Origin of the sequence: Allopusillimonas soli (genome assembly GCF_004153445.1) — a bacterium.
GTDB lineage: Bacteria > Pseudomonadota > Gammaproteobacteria > Burkholderiales > Burkholderiaceae_B > Allopusillimonas > Allopusillimonas soli.
Genome location: NZ_SDQC01000002.1, coordinates 85,144 through 104,430, shown reverse-complemented (window position 1 = coordinate 104,430; position 19,287 = coordinate 85,144). Strand labels below are relative to the sequence as shown.

Sequence of the window (19,287 nt, the reverse complement as noted above, 5' to 3'; positions counted from 1 at the left end):
CATGGCCGCGCCAGATCATTCCGCCGCGGCGATTGTCATCGGAGGAGGCCTGCATGGCAGCTCGGTGGCGCTGCACCTGGCGCGCGCGGGTGTGCACGCGCTGGTGCTGGAGAAAAACTATGTGGGCCGCCACGCCTCGGGCGTGAACGCCGGCGGCGTGCGCACACTTGCCCGCCATCTTGCCGAGATTCCGCTGTCGCTTGCTTCCCTGGCGCTATGGAAGGATATTGAGAACCTCGTTGACGACGACTGTGGCTTCGAGCAGCATGGCCAGATTCTCGTGGCGGAAAACGAAGCGGATCTCGCAACGCTGCAGACTCGGCTGCAAACCTTGTCAGCACAAGGCTATATCCATGAGCAATGGCTGGCACCCTCCGCGCTATGCGAACGCATACCTGCCATCAATCCGTCTGTGCGAGGCGGCATTATGGCTGCCGAGAACGGCGCCGCGGACCCGTATCGCACAACGCTGGCATTTCGCCGCAAGGCAGAAAGCCTGGGTGCGCGGTTTCGTGAAGGCGTATTAGTAAAACGGGTGGAGCGCGTAGGCAGGCAATGGTCTGTATCGACGGAAACAGACGTATTCACCACACCCGTGATAGTGAACTGCGCTGGCGCGTGGGCAGACCGCATCGCCTCGCAACTGGGCGAGGATGTGCCTTTGGAAGCCATCGCACCGATGATGCTGGTGACATTGCCCATGCCGCATTTTCTTGATCCCGTCGTCATCGGCAGCGGACGGCCGCTCTCCTTCAAGCAGCGGGCCAACGGCACGGTGCTCATAGGCGGGGGCCGCCGCGCCAGGGTGAATCGCGACACGAACTGGACCGAGCTGGATTTTCATGCCCTGGCCGAAGGCGCACGCGTAGTATGCGAGCTGTTTCCTCATATGCGCCAGGCCGTGATAAACCGCGGATGGGCCGGCATCGAGGCCAGAATGCCTGACGATATTCCGGTCATCGGGCCCAGCATCCGGCATGAAAACGCATTCCATGCCTTTGGGTTTTCCGCCCATGGCTTCGAACTGGGGCCCATAGTCGGCAAGATTATTGCCGATCTCATCACCGAGGGCTTTACCGACCTTCCCATAGAACCGTTTCGCATTGACCGGTTTGCCCTGGGCAATGGCGCGGCGGCTACGGGAGATAGCGGGCGATAAGGCGTCTCAGTATCAAACCCACGACTTCATCTGTGCCGCATATCGACGCCATGAAGACTGGGTTTCAATCAAACATCGCCAACCGCATCATATGTTTCAACGAAAAACGGCCGGTCATGTTTCAGACTTGGCAATTGCCGACGGCTGCGCGCCGTTTCGGCCACAGTAATGGACTGAACAAGTAGACCAGGCTCACCATTCAGTTCACCCAAAACCCTGCCCTCCGGATTGATGACCATGCTGTGCCCGTAGCTTGTGCGGCCATTGCCGCTTTCGCCGCATGCGGCGGCGGCCAATACGAAGGCACGGTTCTCGATAGCGCGCGCCTGAAGCAGCGTGCGCCAATGGGCGGGGCCCGTCTGGCGCGTGAATGCAGCAGGCGCCAGCAGCACCTCCGCGCCCGCTTGGGCCAACTGGCGATAGAGCTGAGGGAAACGCAGATCGTAGCAAATGGATAACCCCACCTGACCCCAAGGCGTGGCAACAACCACACCCCTGTCGCCAGATCGGTAATTGCGGGATTCTTGAATTCGGGTGCCATCAGCCAATGTCACATCAAACATATGCAGCTTGTCGTACGCCGCGCGTACGTTGCCGCGCGGGTCAATCACCAGCGAACGATTCACCATCTTGCTCTCGGCTGCATCGTATATGACGTGCGAGCCAAGGAATATCCATAACCCCGAGTGCGCCGCCGCCTGGCAGATCTTGCTGTGAGCGTAATCTGAGTGATGCGCGGCCTCCAACATTACTGCGCGGCGGCTATCCAGGCAACTGGCATATTCGGGCAGCAGCAACCAATCGGCGCCACGCTGGGCCGCCTGATCCGCCAAACCAGAAATAGTCACCATATTCGCATCAATGTCTGGCGATGGCGCGTACTGACCAAGTGCCACAATCAGGGAAGTACTCACAACGCTTGCAACCCCAGTATTTCACGTGCTTGCTTCGGCGTTGCCACCTCGAAACCCAGCGTTTGAAGCACATTCACGCCCTTCTCCACCAACTGTGCATTGCTGGTGGCCTGCACGCCCTTTTCGACATACAGATTGTCTTCCAGACCCACACGAACATGGCCTCCCAGCAATGCGGCTTGCGCCAGCATGGGATACTCCTTGGCACCTATGCCGAACGCCGACCAGTTCGCGCCCGACGGCAGCAGGTTGCGCATCGCCAACAGAACATCCGTATCAGACGGCGCCCCCCACGGAACACCCATCACGAACTGCCATAGCGGATTTTGCTCGATCAGGCCCTCATTCATCATATGTCTGGCGAGTGCAATATGGCCGGTATCAAAGATCTCCAGCTCTGGCTTTACGCCAGCCTCACGGATGACAGCGGCAATCGCCTCGACATGCTTCTGAATATTGATAAGCGCCCCTTTGCCGAAATTTAGGCTCCCCATGTCCAGGCTACAGATCTCCGGGCGCAAGGCGGCAATATGACGAGCGCGTTCAGCGGGCGTGCGCAAGTTTGATCCTTCGGCCACTGTGTTGGGTGCATCATCGCTGGGGATGAAACGCGCACCGGCCCCGGTAGTCAGATTCACGATAACCGGCGAGCCGCTGTCTCTGATGCGTTCCACAACCTCTCGATATAACGCAAGCTCGATCGAGGGCTTCCCTGTTTCCGGGTTGCGCACGTGAATATGCGCGATGGCCGCACCGGCTCGACATGCCTCGATTGCAGAATCGGCAATCTGCCTTGGCGTAACCGGAACCGCGCGAAAGCGGCCAGCGGTATCGTCGCCACCCGTAATGGCGCATGTAATGATCGTGGGCTTGGGCATCTTGACCTCATATGAAGACATCAGTGGTTTTACTGAATTCGGATATTTCGCTTGCGTACAACTCCGGCAAAGTGAGCCGTACATTCAATAGCCAATTTAAACAGTTGTTTAAATTGTATTTTTACTAATTTTTATTAGATACTAGGCCTTTCACGTATAATTAAACGATGTTTAAACAGTCGTTTAAATAAAATGGTGAGACATTACCCCGGCGGGCCAAGGTCCAGCGAAGTCACCAAACAATTGATTCTGGATGTCGCCGAGCGCCTCTGCGCTGAAGGCGGGGTCGAAGCGTTGTCTGTGCGTGCTGTCTGCGAACAGGCTGGCGCCAACGTGGCATCCATCAGCTATCACTTCGGAAATAAGCAGAGGCTGCTGGAAGAAATGTTCCAGCGGCGCGTAACACCCTTGAACGAGGAAAGGCTTCGGCTACTCGACTGTGCCCTCAGCGGACCGAGAGATATTCTTTTGGAGGAAGTAATCCGCAGCTTTGTTGCCCCGGTGATCCGCGGCATTGCCTCCACCTCCCCTGTAGAGGGCGAAAATCTGGGGAACTCATCGCTAATCGTGACGCAGTTTCTTGCGCGCATATACTCCATGCCTGGAGAAGAGGATTTCCTCAAGGCTCACTACGAGCCGGTGCGCAGCCGGTTTGTACTCGCACTTCAGGTGTGCCTGCCCGGTCTATCGCTGGATGATCTGCTCTGGCGCTACAACATGATGGTCGGCGCATTAATCTATGCCATGGCGGGACCACAGCGGATGGCCAGGCGCCCGATTGTATTCAGCAATGTCGCCAACTCCGATCTTGAGAATGATCCAGAGTATGGCATTGAGCAGATGGTGGCATTCATCGCCTCGGGCTTTCGGGCTCGGGGGTTGGCGCAGGAATGGCAAATTAAGCACAAAGCCGTTGCCATCCACTCAGTCAGTCTGGCCGGCGCATCTCAAAAATGCCCTCCTCTTTAGCCACAACGTATTGCGCATAGCCAAGCCTGCCCAAGGGGCGAAGGCCATCAAAGTTAACACGGCCATTGACTAAAATATTGTCTTGGATGTGGATGCCTATCACCCGGCCAATAATCATGCAGTTCCGGCCATTTAATGGGTCTGGCGGCAAGTCAACCATCTGATGCACTAAGCATTCAAGATTTATCGGGGCTGCCTTGACCAGCGAGGGACGCACGAGTCTCGCTCTCGATTTTTCCAAATCCGCAGCCTGAAACTCGTCGCATTTGCTATCCAGAGGAGCACATGAGGTGTTCATCTGTTCACGCAATTCCCAAGTCGACATATTCACGACAAATTCCGGAACCTCCATTACGTTTCTCAGGGTGTCTTTCGCCCCGCCCTTCTCGTGCTGGCCATTTACGCAAAACATCACCATACGAGGGCGCTCTGCTACCGCATTGAAAAAGCTATACGGTGCAAGGTTTTCATTCCCGCTTGCGTCTATCGTACTAATCCACCCTATGGGCCGGGGAACAATGCAGGCTTTAAATGGGTCACGAGGCAAACCATGCTCGGAATCTGCTTCAAAAAACATAATGAACCTATATATAGTGGAATGCAGAATTTCTACAGTTCTATGACCGGGTTCTTGTTACATAATCTCGAATCACAGATACCAACGTATCGACCAGGTACTCCGCTTCAGACTGCGACAAGATTAGCGGTGGTGCTAGACGGACAACATTATCAGCTGTAACGCTTATCAGTAGTCCCGCATCGAGGGCCAAAGCGGGTAGAGAACCACATGGCTGTTCCAGTTCTATACCAATCAGCAAGCCAGCACCGCGTACGCCGCGTACACCAGGGACATCCACAAGCTTTTTTTGAAATTCATGAGCAATAAAATTTCCTATCACTCGTGCATTGTCATACAGCCTTTCCTGCTCAACGACGTCGAGCACCGCATTTGCTGCAGCACATACAAGCGGGTTTCCCCCGAAGGTGGAGCCATGGCTACCCACTGAAAAGATATCCATGGCTCTCTCGCCGATAAGGCAAGCGCCAATTGGAACTCCGCCGCCAAGCCCTTTCGCCAGAGCGAGCACATCAGGAACAATATTCGCGTGCTGATAAGCAAAAAGTTTTCCCGTGCGTGCAATACCCGTTTGAACTTCATCAAGCATCAACAGAATATCGCGCTCATCGCAAAGCTTCCTGAGTCTCCTCAACGAGTCCTCCGGAAGCAGATTGATACCTCCTTCGCCTTGAATTACCTCCAACAGAACAGCAACAACATCCGGATCCTTCGACGCGTTTTCAATCTCTTCTATGTCAAAACGAACGCGTTCAAACCCTTCCAGCAACGGACCAAAGCCCTCTCGGATGCTTTGTTTGGCAGTTGCGGACAGGCTGCCCATGGTACGCCCATGAAAAGCCTTCTCCATGACAAGAATTTTGGGAACAGATATGCCTCGCTTATGCCCCAGCATGCGTGCCAACTTAATGGCACATTCGTTTGCTTCAGCTCCTGAATTCACGAAAAAAGCTTGTCGCAATCCAGACATTGACACCAAGCGTTCTGCCAGTCTAATTTGCTGTGGAATGAAATAATTATTTGAAATATGGATAAGCTGTGCTGCTTGTTCACTAACCGCTTTTACAAGTGCGGGATGGGCGTGCCCCAAAGTGTTGACAGCAATTCCAGCTAGCGCATCTAGATATTTTTTACCTTGCGTGTCCCACAACCAGGCACCGTTTCCGTGCGTAAAGGTAACGGGTAAACGCTTATGGGTTGGAATAAGTGCTTCCGAGCTGAATTGTGCAGTCGCCGATTCAACAGGCTCATGAATTACATTAGTCATAGCTGTCCAAGAGGTATGGCAAACATGGTTCTTACGTTGTTCAATTAAAATTTTTCTTTGCGGATTAGGGTATCAATCTTTGTTAGTGGCCAGCGAAAGAGACTCCTTTCCATAGGTGGATTCAGACAGCTCCATGGAGAAATAGCCCTCTTCGATATCCTGGGCAATGAGCGCCGGCGAACGCAGGCTTGGATCGCCGTGCCCGCCCGCACCAGAAGTGTTGAAACAAACGATGTCCCCACGACGCAGATCCATTACCTCTTTCGATCCCAGTTCCCGAGGTTTTCCATTCCGCAGCAACGTGGTTTTTCCGATACCTCCGGGCATGCCGCCCTCCAAACCATACGGCGCAAATACATGTCGATCACTCAGCAGCGTCAACTTTCCCTTGTCTGCAAGGAGTTCGACATCTTTTTGAATACCACAACCACCTCTGTATTGGCCCGCTCCGCCCGAATCCGTAATGAAGCCAAACCGCAATATGCGTACTGGACAAGTAAGCTCGTGCATTTCGATCGGAATATTGGCGCAATTCATCACGGGAGCCATCGCCTCAGCCCCATCCTTGCAAGACATGGCACCGTACCCACCCATGATGAGGTCATAGTAGACGAACGGAGAGCCCGTGTTCGGATCAATTCCGCCTATGTTCGGGTTGCTCCAGTGAGAGAATCCCGCCAGCACCCTGTTTGGAACAGCCTTTGATAGCGCACCGTTGATCACCTCATAGATCCTCACCTGTACAGTGGCCCGCCCGCCAGAAGGAGCGGGAAAGCAAGGATTCATAAAAGAACCTTCACGTGATCTAATCTTGATAGGCGAGATGGCCCCTGCATTTTGAGGCAATGTCGCCTGAGTCAGAACCTTAATAGCAAAATAACTGTACGCTCTCGTATAGTTGATGTACGAATTGATGGCAGCATCAACTTGATCGCTGCTGCGCGAGAAGTCCAATACTATTTCACCATTCCTGACCTCTATATCGACAGCAATACATACGGGCTCCGTACCGGGCCCGGCATCATCAAGATAGTCATCAAAAGAAAAACTTCCTTGTGGGAGCGACAACAATCGCTCTCGCATGTCTGCTTCAGTGCGCTCAAGAATTATTGACACCGTGCCATCGAAAACCTCTTCACCATGGCGCTTGTACAAATCCAAGAATTGTTGCGCACCTGAAAGATTGGCATTTTTTTGTGCCGTAAGATCGCCCAGCATTATCTCAGGCATTCTGACATTGCCCAAAATTAGCCTAATTACGTTGTCATCAAACTGATAGTTGGCCATCACTCGTGTGGGAAGTATACGAAGACCTTCTTGAAATGCTTCAGATACGCCTTGCACCATTTGTGAACCCGCAGCTGCTCCACCAACATCGACTTGATGCGCTATGGTGACCGAGTATCCGATAAGTACACTACCGTCAAATATTGGTGTGACCAAAAAGCAGTCAGGAAAGTGACCCGAACCTAATTGTGAATCGTTAAGCAGAAATCCATCTCCAGGACGCATTTCCTTTCGGGGAAAGTAATGCTCAACATTCTCCAAAACATACGGCATTGCTCCCAAATGACCTGGCGTGAAATTCCCTTGGGCTATCAAGCGCCCATGCCGGTCAAAAAGTCCTGTAGAAAAATCATCCCCTTCTCTGACTGCAGCGGAGTATGCCGAATTACGTAGTGCCGTTCCCATCTCTTCAGTGATGGCAACCAAAGAACTCCAAAGAACCGAAATAGTCACGGCATCAATATTGGGTTTCGTGACTGAAGTCACAGTGCTCACGTCAGACATGGATCAGCCTCTATATCAATTAGTATGTTTCCATACTCACTAACGTTTGCCCGGTCACCCGGCAGAAGCACTGTTGCAGTCTCCCGCTCCTGAATCACTGCCGGTCCAACAATGAAATGGCCCGGCTCCAGCTGTTCACGTTCATAAACTGGACAAGGGGCGAAGCCGTCAGTTTCAGGAAAATAGACCGGGCGAGTTCGGCTGGCACTAGCGCTTGATGATTTATCCGACAATGTCTTGTGCCCCATTCCATGAGTCCACTCACCGCCAGGGTATGTATTGGCGCTTGTTGCGCTGACATGCCAGTCAATCACCTCCACCGAGCCAGTGGGGTTTACAGCGCCGTAAATATCCTGATAGCGGGATTCAAAGCGATTTCGTGCTGACAATACAAAGGAGTCGTCAATCGTGCCGCTATCCAGTTCGACTTTTATTTCAAAACCCTGCCCTGCGAATCGCATGTATGCATGACGGCTGAAATTGAACTTCTTAAGCCCTTCACCAATTTTTTCGACTTGATTTCTTACTTGTTCTTCAAGTTGCGCAAAGATTTCCTGGATGACTTCAACGTATTGAGTGTCAAGTAACACTGCATGTGTTCTTGAAGCATCCAGCTTTGTTGGAGCGTTAAGCAGTCCAATGGCAGAGCCAACTCCCGCACCCATGGGAATCATTAACCGGGGAATGGACGCTTGCCGTGCGAGTCTCGCCGCATGAAGCGGCCCAGCGCCACCGAACGCCACCATGGTATATAAGCGAGGATCACGCCCACGCTCTATCGAGACATTGCGTAGTGCGCGCTCCATTTTATTTGTGGCCAAAGTATGAATTGCCCATGCGGATTTTTCAACACTCAACCTCAGTGGCTCCGCAATATGCCTTTGAATTACCTCATAGGCAGCGTCGTAATGCAGCTGGAATGCTTTGCCATTGAAATCTTCCGCATCTATGTAGCCTAGTACGAGGTTGGCATCGGTAACAGTCGGTTCACGTCCTCCTCGGCCGTAGCAGGCAGGGCCTGGGGTGGAGGATGCGCTTTCCGGACCTACGCTGATGACACCAGCCTCAACATGAGCAATGCTTCCTCCTCCTGCCCCTATCTCTATCAGTTCTACGCTTGACACATTTAAGGGAAGACCGCTGCCTCGTTTATAGTCTATGAGATCCACCTCAAATGAGGAGGTCACCGCAGCCTGTCCATCATCAATGGCGCCCAGCTTGGCAGTAGTACCACCCATATCAAACGTGAGAATGTCCTTAATGCCTTCCGTATGACCCATGGAGGCACACATCAAGACACCAGCGGCAGGGCCGGATTCAACGATACGGATGGGATTCTGGCATGCCATCTCAGCAGGCACCAAGCCTCCGTTTGACTGCATGATATGCATGGCGGATCGAATCCCCAGGCCACCCACAGTTTCTTTTAGATCGGCGACGTAATCACGAACGAGAGGCCGCACGTAGGCATTCGCAACAGTCGTATTGGTTCGCTCATACTCCCGAATACGTGGACTCACTTCAGATGATAGCGAGATGTCTACATCAGGCAGCGCTTCCTTTAAAGCTGCTGCTACTTTCAATTCATTCCTGGGATTGCTGTATGCATGTAGAAAGCACACAGCGACAGACTGCACGTCAAGCTTTTTCAACTGTTGAACCAAGGAATGAACTTCATCCTCATCTGGGTGTACAAGAACCTCTCCGCGGGCCGAAATCCTCTCGCTTATTTCCAGTACATGGCTACGCTTGATCAGCGCAGGAGGCTTACTTAAATTCAAATTGAAGGTTTCGTGCCGCTTCTGGCGTCCGATAAGAAGAACATCCCTAAAACCACGCGTTGTAATCAGGGCGGTCTTCGCCCCCTTACGCTCCAAGATAGCGTTGGTTGCGATAGTGGTAGCGTGCAGTAGCAACTCAACATCCGACTCCCTGCCGGCATTTTCCGCAAGTAGCTCCTCCAAGCCATTCAGCGCTGCAATGGCAGGTTGTTCGCTTGTGGTGGGAATCTTTAGAAATTTGGTTTGGATGCTGCCATCTATCCTAACGGCAAAGTCGGTAAATGTCCCACCTATGTCGAACGCAATTTCTATGCTCATGCTAATCCTTTTGAACCACAAGATGAACCCATAGATATGCTAGTCATTATTGTTTCAAAAGTGGGCATGTGGACTTTTCCAAAGGACTGTAAGCATCGTCACCAGGAATAGTAGCAATCAATTTTTCGTAATCCCATGGCCGCTTACTTTCACTTGGACTTTTCACTTGAACCAAATACATATCATGTATAAGCAGGCCATCTTCACGAATATATCCGCTCTGAATAACGTCATCGGACACCTTCATCTCACGCATTACAGGCCCCACCTTTACACCGTCAGTAGTCCCTGCTTTTGCTACAGCACGCAAATAATGCAACGCCGCCGAGTATGTCCCCGCTTGAGTCATCGTTGGCGCCCTCCCGTGCCGCTCTTCAAATCGTTTTGCAAAGGAACGCGCTTGTTCGTTCAGGTCCGAATAGTACCCGGTCACATATGTCAGGCCTTGCGCCTGCTCAAGACCCACTGCATGAACATCCGTCAGCATCATTAACAACGCCGTAATGCTATGGCTCTTTGTCAAACCGAACTCGGCCGCCTGCTTAAGTGCCGTAATTGTGTCATTACCCGCATTCGCAAGGACGATGGCCTCCGCCCCTGACGCCTGTGCGCCCATCAGGAAAGAAGAGAAATCGAAATTGTTAAGCGGATGACGAACTGAGCCTTTAACCTCAATACCCACTTCTTTAGCAGTATCCATAGCATCTTTTTCAAGTTGATGTCCAAATGCATAATCGGCGGTGATGATGTATATGGACTTGATGCCTTTCTGCTTTAGCGCTTTGATAGGCGCAACGGCTAATGAGTATGTGTCATACATCCACTTAAAGCCATTTGGAACGCATGCGTCGTTCGCGAGTTTGGTAGTGCCGGGCCCGGAGAAAAGGCCAATAACATGCGTTTTATCCTTCAGCATTCGCGCCACGCCCAAGGCAATAGCCGAATTCGTCAGGTCCACCATGGCATCAACGTGGTCCACATCTATCCATTTTCGAGCTATCTGCAGGCCGATATCCGGGCGATTTTGATGATCACCAGGTATCACCTCGATCTTCATTCCCTTGCATTCCTTCGCCTTACAGTCTTCGGCAGCCAGCTGAGTCGCTATGACAGAGCCCTCGCCAACAACGTCAGCGTACGGCCCGCTCATATCCGTGAGCACGCCAATTTTGACTGATTCATTATCGGCATACGCGACCCCGCTCAAGGTCGCTACAGCCAGCATCAATGCAATGCTGAGTAGTTTCATGACGCCTCCTCTTTTTTAGTCTGGTATAGAGAAACGCAATGGAACCAATATGCTCCATTGCTCTCCCAAGCCAGTTTAGTGACGGGCAGGCAGTCAGGTTTGAAAAAAAATCAAAGTAGCGTTCTAAGCTGAACTTCAATATGGAGAAGTTCAGATCGCATTATTTTGGGCTTGCTGATTTTTAGTAGACGGAGCACTTCGATCTTTGAAGCGTTCGTAAATCAAACCAACCCCACATCCTTGGCCTTCGCCCCTGGAAAAACCGTCTGTACCTGCTTGGCGTTCAGCCCATACATGCGCTGGAATAGCCCGCCCAGTACATCACGGTAATTGTTCAGCACGGGGTAGTCGCGGTTCTGGTTCAGGGTTTTGGCTGTCAGCTCGGTTTGTTCACCGGCGATCTGACCGCCCTTGACCGAGCCGCCCATGACCCAATAGGTGGTGCCGTGACCGTGGTCGGTGCCCCTGTTGCCGTTCTCGCGGAAGGTGCGACCAAATTCGCTGACAACGACCACCACGGTGTTCTTCCACTGGTCGCCCATACCTTCCGCAAAGCCTTTCAGGCCCTGAGCCAGTATGTCCAGCCGCTTGGCGAGCGCTCCTTCGACGCCGCCCTGGTTTACGTGCGTATCCCAGCCTCCCACGTCCACGAAGCCCACATTGAAGCGGTCGCGCATCAGCGTGGCGACACGGCGGGCCTCGCCCTTGAAACCGGCCGCGGAGATTGCACCGCCGCTGGCTTCGTCCATTTCCTTCTTGATGGCATCCGCCGATGCATTGCGTACAGTGAAGCCTTCGCGCACCATGTCGCCCAGCGTCGAATCCTTGTACATGCGCTGGATGAGTTTCTGCTGACGCTCCTTGAGCGGCTTGGCCATTTTGGGAGCAGCCAATGCAATATTGGGCACATCCGCCTTGCCGCGCATGATCAAGGGCAGTTGGCCGCTGAATGCACAGGGGTGCGCCTTGTTTCGACCCATGACCTCAACCAGCCGGTTCAGGAAGCCGGAGCCATAGTCCCGCTGGCCCTTCAGGGCCTGGCCCAGCTCTATGGTGTTCTGCGTGTCGAAATGGCTGCGCGTCAGATCATCGGTGCCGGCAAAATTCACGAATGCCAACTGCTTTTCTTTGTACAACGGCAGCAGTGTATCTTTCATGATGGGATGCAAGCCCCAGTCGGCATCGAGCGGCAAGGCAACCGCCTTGCCGTCTGCCTTGGATTTGCCGGACCCTTGTGGGCGAGGTATGGCAATGGTCTTGCGCGACTCGTAATAGAAATCACTGCCTATGGGTACCAGCAGGTTGCTGGCATCGTAGGCGCCGCGCATGAATACCACAAGCAATCGTGCATTTGTTTGCGGCGCGGCGTACAGACGTGTACTGCCCAGCGCCAGTCCGGCGGTGGCGCACTGCCCAATGCGTGCTGCGGGCAGGCTGCCGAGAAATTTCAATAGATCGCGTCGTTGCATGGCTTTCCACCTGCAATATCAATGGTTCATGAAGTCGGGCGAAGACAAAAGCAGAGTATTCCACTCCGCCAGGGAGTTTGCCTGTTGCAAGGCCTGGCGTGTTGCCTTACTGACGCCGTTGCGCAAGATGCCTGCGTAGGCTTTACGCGCTTCTTCTGGCGGTTTGCGTGTCGCCGGCTTTTTGCCTTTTTCGGGCTTCTCATACAGCCCCGCCGCCGGGCTGCCTATGCCTCGCGCAATAACAAACCGCGTCTGCATCTGGCCCGACCCCTGCCAGTCGCTGCGCTCCAATGGATAGCCATCTGGCGTCACCCGGCCATAAGGTACTTCACCCAATTGCCCCAACCATCCCACAATCGGCTGCGCATTCACAATGGGGTCGCCCTCCCCATGCATCATGCGCACAGACGCCATTACATAACGCATAGGGTCCTTGAAATCTTCCTTGCTCAGCGCCTGCTGGAAGGCCTGGCTTTCAAACATGGCGCGCAGCGTGGCGGCAATGTCGCCGTCGCTGTCCAGAAACACCTTGCTCATATGGTCTATCAGCGCTTCGGGGGGGTCGTCACTTACAAAGTAAACAGCGAGTTTCTTGCTGATATGCTTTGCAGTAGCGGGCTGATGGGCCAGCAGCTTGGCCACCTCGTCGATCTCCGCCAAGCCCTTGCCATGAATGGTATGTCCCAGGAACTGCTTGTCGCCATAATCGTGCCGCGCGGGGTTGAACTCGAACAGGCCCTCGTGCACATAATCATCTTTATGCTTCTTGGGCAGCTTGGGCTGCTTGCCGGTAAGGTTTACCCCCAACCCGGTGAGAATATGGCTCAGCGCGATTACGTCCTTCTGGGTGTATCCTGCATCCACGCCCAGGGTGTGTAGCTCCATCAATTCCCGGCCATAGTTTTCATTGATTTTCTTGGCATAATTGAAACGGTTATCCAAGTAGACGAGCATAGCAGGATGACGCATGGTGGCTGCCAGAAGATCCTGGAATTTGCCCAAAGCGCGCGGGTGCACGACGCGTTCTTCATAATCAACTATCAACGGCCTCATAATTGGCCCTTTACCTATAAATACGCTGAAATGGTTCATCCAAAACCAAGTCATTTTTTCTTGCAGCTGATTAGAAGAATACACAGCACGAAATAGCGTACGCTGCTGCGCTTGGCGCTGAAAATCCAGTATCCAAGCTTGGAACTCTTCACGTTCCTTTTCCTCCATCCTGGTGCCTTGCGTTTTACTCATGTCAATTTGGCGACGACGAATTCGCAACACTAAAGCTTGAGGGTCTTTGGAGACCGGCAGGGTATCTATTGCACGTTGCACAGCCGATGGCAGCTTGGCGGGGCCGGGCTCAAGCTGCTCGTCAATAAAGGCTTTGTCGCCCACTTCCTGCAAATGCTTCGCCAGCGCGGGCGTGGCGCCCCAGGTAAGACGGTTAAGCAGCGATATCTGCTTGAGGCCAAGCGCAGCCTCTTGATGCGCCGCCTGCGCCGCTGCGGCAGCGGGTGTTTGATGCCGTGCATCCTGCTGTGCCGCACCCGTTCCCATCGCAGCCATGGAGCCTATCGCAAGAAGGGCACAGGCAAGCAATCTGCGCATCAATACATGTGTCACGGCCATGCTCTGAGTCTTCCTTCTGGAAGGTTGCTATGTGAATAGCATAGAGCATTTTGTGGCGAAAACCGGCCTGGCAGCTTATATACGATGTAAGCCAGTCGAGATTTTCTTTTCCAACGGTTTCACCGGCTCAACTGGGCTCTCCTGCTCATCCCATGGCAGCAAGCCAGCCTGGCCTTCTTCTTCTTCCGTCCGCTCCATCACGCGCAGGCCCAGGGACACCCAACAGACCAACGCAATAGCAAGCAGTGCAATTACCCACATGTTGCCCCCATTTTTTGGGTCGTACGCGTATATCATTGAAACAAAAAGTACGAAATCCCAATATAGGGCGTAAGGTGCTCATCCATTTGGCTGAAGTCGCACTAAAAAATACTGCTTTTCACATGCGACATCCGCCTACGCGAAGCTTAGCGCCTGCGCCGGTAACGCCACTCTTCCATCGCAGATTGCGCAATAGACCAGGTCTTGATTCCCCGGCGCACCATCCAGGCGGGGATGGGCCCTCGTTCGCCAATTCCGCGCCGTTGCATGATCCTGGCCTGGGTAGCCAGCCATTTCATCACCGCTTCAGCCGGCACGTAGCCCCCAACGCCCGCGCCCTCCGGCAAGGCATAGCGGGGATACTGCAGTATCGCCGCAAAGATCAACTCTTCCAGCGAGGCCCGCCTTGTGCGATGCGGCAAGGGAAAATGATCTTGCGTCAACCCCCACCCTGCATAGAAGGGGCCTCCATAGCAGTGCACCACCTTGCCGTGCAGCAAGGCCTCGAAGCCAGACAAGGACGTCATGGTATGCACTTCGTCGGCCACCAGGATGCAGTCGATGATGTTGGCCTGGTTGGCGCACAAGTCAGCGAGCACGGCCAAGGCCTCGGCGCTTACCCTGCCCTCGCGGTTGCCGGCCTCCACGTCCGGGTGGGGCTTGTAGATAATATAAGCGCTCGGGTTGGCGGCGCGCACAGCCTGCAACAAGCCCTGGTTGGTGCAGACGTCGCCCGTACCCAACCGTATGGATGCATCGTCTTCCACCTGGCCCGGCACAAGTATCACTCGCCGGCCGCCGGCATCCACGGCAAACCCGCCGGCTTGTATGTTGTATTTGCTGACGCCCGAAGCCACATACACGGCATTGAATTCACGCGCCCTGGCGATGTCGTCATTGTCCAGTTGCTGGCGCTGGATCATGCGCTCAAGATCGCTGCCCGAAGCCGGATCGTAATACATGCCGTGCGTATCCAACACAAGAGACACAGCACGAAACAGATCAGACCCCAGCCCCACAGACCGCAGAAAGCCATCTTCCATGCGCCACAGCGGCATGCCATGCCTTTGCGCCGCAGCGCGCGACGCTTCAAGCGCCTTGGTGCCCCAGATCACCATACGCCTGTCTTCAGCAAGCGGCATGTGCGCCAAGCGTGACAGTTTGCCTACAAAACGCACCTTGTTGGAACGCGTATGTACAAATGGCCGCACAACACCGCGCTTCCACACCCCCATGGCCATGCAGTACAGCGTACCGCGCGTGAGCGTTTCCATACGCTTATTGCATGCCAGGTATTCAATAACATCGAAAATACTGCCCGATTGCGCCGTGGCCGGGTTCAAATAGCGGGCATACTGCATATAGGCTGCCGCAAACAGCTGCTCGACCGAGCGGGCCACGGGCCTGCGCGCACGCAGCGCCGCCACACCGGCGTGGCGATCGTCCGTAAGCCCCCAACCCGCATACCAGGGCAGGCCGAAACACACCACCGGCTTGCCCATCATCAAAGCCTCAAAGCCCATTTGCGAGGTCACCACATAGACCTTGTCCATTTGCTCCAGCAAGGGCAGGGGCGACGCGCCACGCGCAAGTACATGCACACGCATCGCATCGGCTGGATCGATATCAGGCGCGGTCAGGTAACCACGCTTCTTACCGGCCAGGATGTCGGGATGGGTCTTGATCCAGACTTCGGCGCCAGGGTTTTCACGCAAAGCACAGGCCAGCATGTCAAGAAAGGTGTCGGGATCGGCCCCGCCCAGCGACACGGACATGTCGCCAAAAGTCTGGTCCACCACCAGTACACGCGAGGCGCTGCCTGGCTGCGCCGCCGGCAACGTTACCTCGGGCGAATGGTTGTATTTGGACAAACGATACTTGCGTATCAGGCGCATGGCCCGGCCTGCCTGCCTGGCCAGGGCATCATCCAGCTCGATTCCAGCGATAAGCGCCTCCAGGCGCGAAGGCCGTGAAGCGTCGTAATAAATGCCCAGGTCGTCCACCACCATGGACAGCGTAACGTCGCCATCCACACTAAGCCCCGGCGAGCGCAGAAAGCCGTCTTCCAGGGAAATATATGGCAAGCCCCGCCGCCTGGCATAGGCGCGCGCAGCGGCCGTGGTGGGGCGCTGCCCCCAGCCGGCGATGGCTGTCAGGCCTTCGGCGCCGCGTTTCGATATCAAGCGGACATGGTCTCCAATAAAGGAGGACAAATGCGGAATTCGCAATATGCCGGCGGAAAATATGCCTATCATGCTTGCAAGCGTGCAGTAAAAACAGGTGAAATCGGCACAAGCGGCCGCGGGCACCCATTAAAGCACAGCCCCACCCTGCATGGCAGCCTGGGGCGGGGCTGAAACTCAGAATGGAAATACCAGCGGCACCAATAGCAGTACGCACACCGAATACGCAATGCTTACCGGCAGCCCAACCCGCACGAAATCCCCCATGCGGTAATGGCCCGCCGAATACACCATAAGGTGCGTCTGATAGCCGAATGGCATGAGAAAACCCGCGCTCGCGCCATAAGCCACCACCATGACGAAAGCGGTTGGATCCACGCCAAAGGCACGCGCCGTGGACAGCGCAATAGGGAAAGCCAGAGCTGCCGCCGCATTATTGGTGACCAGTTCTGTAAGCGCCAGCGTCATCAGGTAGACCCCAACAAAAGCGCCCATGACGCCGTAGTCCTGAAATACATAACGTATTCCGCCGGCGATCAGCGCCGCCGCGCCTGATGTTTCCAGCACTGTAGCCATGGCCAGTGCCGAGCCGATAATCAATACCAGCTCAAACGGAAAACGCCGGCGGATTTCGGACAGGCTCAATACACCGCTGGCCAACAACAAGGCCAATAGCACCATCATGCCTTGCAACAAAGGCAGCCAGTTCAATGCGGACAGGGCAATCACCAGCGCAAAACCGCCGGTTACAAGCCGGTTTTGCCAGCGGCCCAGATGCGGGCGCAGGCCATCGCCGTTCAGGATATGAAAATTGCGATCCAGGTTGCGGTGTTGGCGGAAGTCTGGCCCCGTGGCCAGCAATAGAGAATCGCCCACACGCAGCGGAATGCGGCCAAGCTGACCCGTAAGCCGGCGCTCGCCCCGACGGATGGCCACCACGCCGGCATCGAACATGGTGCGGAAGTCCACCTCGCGCAAGGTGCGGCCCGCCAGCTCGGATTCATTTGAAATCACCACCTCGACCAGATTGGACGCCAGCAGCGATGAGGCCGGCGCGCCGAACACATGCAGCCCCTTGAACTGACGCATGGTTTGCAGCTTTTGAACCTCGCCGGTGAACAATAGCTGATCTTCCGGCTCGAGCACTGTTTCGGGGCCAACCGGGGAAATCAACCGGCCGCCGCGCAGAATCTCCACCAGAAACAGGCCATCCAGATTGCGCAGCCCGTTGGCCTCGATGGTCTTGCCTGCCATGGGCGAATCAGCCGCGATCAGCGCTTCGACGAAGTATGCATGCGCGTCGCGCTTGCTGTCTGTTTCGCGCACCGGCAGCAGGCGGGCCGACAAGGCAAGCACCACCAGGCACACCAGCGCCACGGGCACACCCACCCAGGTGAACTGGAACATGGCCAATGCCGGCAGGCCCGCGTTGACGGCAAAGGAATTGACCACGAGATTGGTGCTGGTACCCACCAATGTACATATGCCGCCTAATATAGAGGCATAAGACAGCGGGATGAGCAGCTTGGAAGGCGCAATGCGCCGCTGGTGCGTGACCATGCCCAGAAAAGCGCCCACCACCGCGGTGTTGTTCACAAAGGCCGATGCCAATACTGAGGCGCCGGACAGCCTGAACACGGCCCGGGTGGCTGACCCCGGCCTGATCAACAGACGGGAAAGCTGCCCCAAGATGGGAGAACGCTCAAGCGCGATGGATACCAGCAGCAGCACCACCAGGGTGGCCAGCGCCGAATTGGAAAAGCTGGCCAGATACGCGGACGCCTGAATAAGCCCGGCAAGTAAATAGATACCGGCCAGGACCGTAAAGGCAATGGCTGCCGGCACCCTGCCATGAATCAATACCGCCAACAATATGCCAACTGATGCCAGCACCAGCCACGCTGTCATCATGCACCCGGCGCGGCGGAGGGCGGCAAACGGCCTTCGGCGCCGGCAGGGAGTGCATCGTGCAGCCCCACAGCCACGAAGTGCGGGTTCTCGAAACCAGGCTTGCCATAGAGCAAGGCAAGGCCGTCCAGGGTATTCACCGCCCCGCCGGCGGCAGCCAGCACCGCGTGGCCAGCGGCAATATCCCACTCCATGGTGCGCCCAAGACGGGGGTAAAGATCTGCCTCGCCGTGCGCCACCAGGCAAAGCTTCAAAGAGGAGCCCGCATTGCGCAACTCGGCCAGCTTGCGACCATTCAGAAAGGCTGCCAACGCCTCGGCATCCCCGTGGGAGCGGCTGGCCACCACGGTAAGCCCGCAATCGGGCGGCACACGGCAAGCCACGGCGCACCGGCCCTGCGCGTCCTCGAGAAATGCCCCGACACCCTGCCCCCCGGCATAAAGACGCCCCAAGGCAGGTGCCAGCACGACACCCAGCACAGGCTGCCCCGACTCGATCAGCGCCACATTGACAGTGAACTCGCCGTTGCGGTTGATGAACTCGCGCGTGCCGTCGAGCGGATCCACAAGCCAGAAACGATCGCCCACCTGCGGAATATCGCCCGCGGCCACCGCCTCTTCGGCCACCACGGGCACGCCGGGCAGCAGCGCCTGCAGGGCCGGCACAATAAGCGCCTCGGCTTGCTGATCGGCCACGGTTACCGGCGAGTTGTCGGCCTTGCCCTGCACCTGGAAATCGGTATCGTAGATGTCCATGATGACATCCCCCGCTGCACGGACAACGGGAATGAGGCGCTCCAGCAATTCTTTTCTAGTGGGTTCGGACATAAATTAAAGATGGGTGAGTTGAAAGCGATTTGATTGTAGCGAATAGTTTTAGTCTATTCCATAATAAATTAATGTTTAATAGTGCATAAAGGCCTGAATTGGCTTACACTAGG

General features: G+C 55.1%; 14 protein-coding genes. 2 read left to right on the top strand and 12 right to left on the bottom strand.

The annotated features are described in order from the left end of the window. Position 1 precedes the first annotated feature (1 nt). Positions 2-1,159 (top strand): NAD(P)/FAD-dependent oxidoreductase, encoded by a 1,158-nt coding sequence (locus tag ERD78_RS06240; RefSeq protein ID WP_129968442.1) that lies wholly within the window; start codon positions 2-4, stop codon positions 1,157-1,159. A gap of 68 nt (positions 1,160-1,227) precedes the next feature. Here ERD78_RS06240 and ERD78_RS06235 read toward each other — a convergent pair whose 3' ends face one another. Together ERD78_RS06235 and ERD78_RS06230 are read right to left on the bottom strand one after the other, a co-directional pair. Then, positions 1,228-2,073: a carbon-nitrogen hydrolase family protein gene (locus tag ERD78_RS06235; RefSeq protein ID WP_129968441.1), complete on the bottom strand. Its 846-nt coding sequence runs from the start codon at positions 2,071-2,073 to the stop codon at positions 1,228-1,230. Then, positions 2,070-2,972 (bottom strand): beta-keto acid cleavage family enzyme, encoded by a 903-nt coding sequence (locus ERD78_RS06230; RefSeq protein ID WP_245152361.1) that lies wholly within the window; start codon positions 2,970-2,972, stop codon positions 2,070-2,072. The genes ERD78_RS06235 and ERD78_RS06230 overlap by 4 nt, the downstream gene beginning before the upstream one ends. A 171-nt stretch (positions 2,973-3,143) precedes the next feature. Here ERD78_RS06230 and ERD78_RS06225 point away from each other — a divergent pair, with 171 nt between their 5' ends. Continuing rightward, the gene (locus ERD78_RS06225) at positions 3,144-3,920 is read left to right on the top strand and encodes a TetR/AcrR family transcriptional regulator (protein WP_129968440.1); all 777 of its coding nucleotides are present in this window, start codon (positions 3,144-3,146) and stop codon (positions 3,918-3,920) included. Here the strand turns inward: ERD78_RS06225 and ERD78_RS06220 are convergent. The 10 genes from ERD78_RS06220 to cysQ form a co-directional block, all read right to left on the bottom strand. Beyond that, positions 3,880-4,497, bottom strand: coding sequence for a flavin reductase family protein (locus ERD78_RS06220; protein ID WP_129968439.1), 618 nt, complete (start codon positions 4,495-4,497; stop codon positions 3,880-3,882). The genes ERD78_RS06225 and ERD78_RS06220 overlap by 41 nt on opposite strands. Positions 4,498-4,537: 40 nt before the next feature. Continuing rightward, the gene (locus ERD78_RS06215; protein ID WP_129968438.1) at positions 4,538-5,764 is read right to left on the bottom strand and encodes an aspartate aminotransferase family protein; all 1,227 of its coding nucleotides are present in this window, start codon (positions 5,762-5,764) and stop codon (positions 4,538-4,540) included. A 72-nt stretch (positions 5,765-5,836) separates the two neighbouring features. Next, positions 5,837-7,555 carry a hydantoinase B/oxoprolinase family protein gene (locus ERD78_RS06210; protein WP_129968437.1) on the bottom strand — a complete coding sequence of 573 codons (1,719 nt, stop codon included), beginning with the start codon at positions 7,553-7,555 and terminating at the stop codon, positions 5,837-5,839. Beyond that, positions 7,543-9,654, bottom strand: coding sequence for a hydantoinase/oxoprolinase family protein (locus ERD78_RS06205; protein ID WP_129968436.1), 2,112 nt, complete (start codon positions 9,652-9,654; stop codon positions 7,543-7,545). Before ERD78_RS06205 ends, ERD78_RS06210 begins: the two co-directional genes overlap by 13 nt. 46 nt (positions 9,655-9,700) lie before the next feature. Continuing rightward, on the bottom strand, positions 9,701-10,903 hold the full coding sequence (locus tag ERD78_RS06200) for an ABC transporter substrate-binding protein (protein ID WP_129968435.1): 1,203 nt from the start codon (positions 10,901-10,903) through the stop codon (positions 9,701-9,703). Between the two features lie 221 nt (positions 10,904-11,124). After that, the gene (locus tag ERD78_RS06195) at positions 11,125-12,372 is read right to left on the bottom strand and encodes a DUF1501 domain-containing protein (protein ID WP_129968434.1); all 1,248 of its coding nucleotides are present in this window, start codon (positions 12,370-12,372) and stop codon (positions 11,125-11,127) included. Between the two features lie 18 nt (positions 12,373-12,390). Then, positions 12,391-13,923 (bottom strand): DUF1800 domain-containing protein, encoded by a 1,533-nt coding sequence (locus ERD78_RS06190; RefSeq protein WP_257216509.1) that lies wholly within the window; start codon positions 13,921-13,923, stop codon positions 12,391-12,393. A 479-nt stretch (positions 13,924-14,402) separates the two neighbouring features. Continuing rightward, on the bottom strand, positions 14,403-16,439 hold the full coding sequence (locus tag ERD78_RS06185; RefSeq protein ID WP_180029191.1) for a capsular polysaccharide biosynthesis protein: 2,037 nt from the start codon (positions 16,437-16,439) through the stop codon (positions 14,403-14,405). Positions 16,440-16,616: 177 nt separating this feature from the next. Then, a complete protein-coding gene (locus ERD78_RS06180; protein WP_209019953.1) occupies positions 16,617-18,350 on the bottom strand; it encodes an SLC13 family permease in 1,734 nt (577 codons plus the stop codon). Continuing rightward, positions 18,347-19,174, bottom strand: coding sequence for a 3'(2'),5'-bisphosphate nucleotidase CysQ (gene cysQ / locus ERD78_RS06175; protein ID WP_129968431.1), 828 nt, complete (start codon positions 19,172-19,174; stop codon positions 18,347-18,349). The genes ERD78_RS06180 and cysQ overlap by 4 nt, the downstream gene beginning before the upstream one ends. Positions 19,175-19,287 lie beyond the last annotated feature (113 nt).

Excerpts from the sequence above, each read along its gene's own strand:
- ERD78_RS06190 (WP_257216509.1), bottom strand. The coding sequence starts at position 13,923 with ATGGGAACGGGTGCGGCACAGCAGGATGCACGGCATCAAACACCCGCT.
- ERD78_RS06205 (WP_129968436.1), bottom strand. The coding sequence starts at position 9,654 with ATGAGCATAGAAATTGCGTTCGACATAGGTGGGACATTTACCGACTTT.
- ERD78_RS06210 (WP_129968437.1), bottom strand. The coding sequence starts at position 7,555 with ATGTCTGACGTGAGCACTGTGACTTCAGTCACGAAACCCAATATTGAT.
- ERD78_RS06225 (WP_129968440.1), top strand. The coding sequence starts at position 3,144 with ATGGTGAGACATTACCCCGGCGGGCCAAGGTCCAGCGAAGTCACCAAA.
- ERD78_RS06200 (WP_129968435.1), bottom strand. The coding sequence starts at position 10,903 with ATGAAACTACTCAGCATTGCATTGATGCTGGCTGTAGCGACCTTGAGC.
- ERD78_RS06220 (WP_129968439.1), bottom strand. The coding sequence starts at position 4,497 with ATGTTTTTTGAAGCAGATTCCGAGCATGGTTTGCCTCGTGACCCATTT.
- ERD78_RS06215 (WP_129968438.1), bottom strand. The coding sequence starts at position 5,764 with ATGACTAATGTAATTCATGAGCCTGTTGAATCGGCGACTGCACAATTC.
- ERD78_RS06195 (WP_129968434.1), bottom strand. The coding sequence starts at position 12,372 with ATGCAACGACGCGATCTATTGAAATTTCTCGGCAGCCTGCCCGCAGCA.
- ERD78_RS06180 (WP_209019953.1), bottom strand. The coding sequence starts at position 18,350 with ATGATGACAGCGTGGCTGGTGCTGGCATCAGTTGGCATATTGTTGGCG.
- ERD78_RS06240 (WP_129968442.1), top strand. The coding sequence starts at position 2 with ATGGCCGCGCCAGATCATTCCGCCGCGGCGATTGTCATCGGAGGAGGC.
- cysQ (WP_129968431.1), bottom strand. The coding sequence starts at position 19,174 with ATGTCCGAACCCACTAGAAAAGAATTGCTGGAGCGCCTCATTCCCGTT.
- ERD78_RS06230 (WP_245152361.1), bottom strand. The coding sequence starts at position 2,972 with ATGTCTTCATATGAGGTCAAGATGCCCAAGCCCACGATCATTACATGC.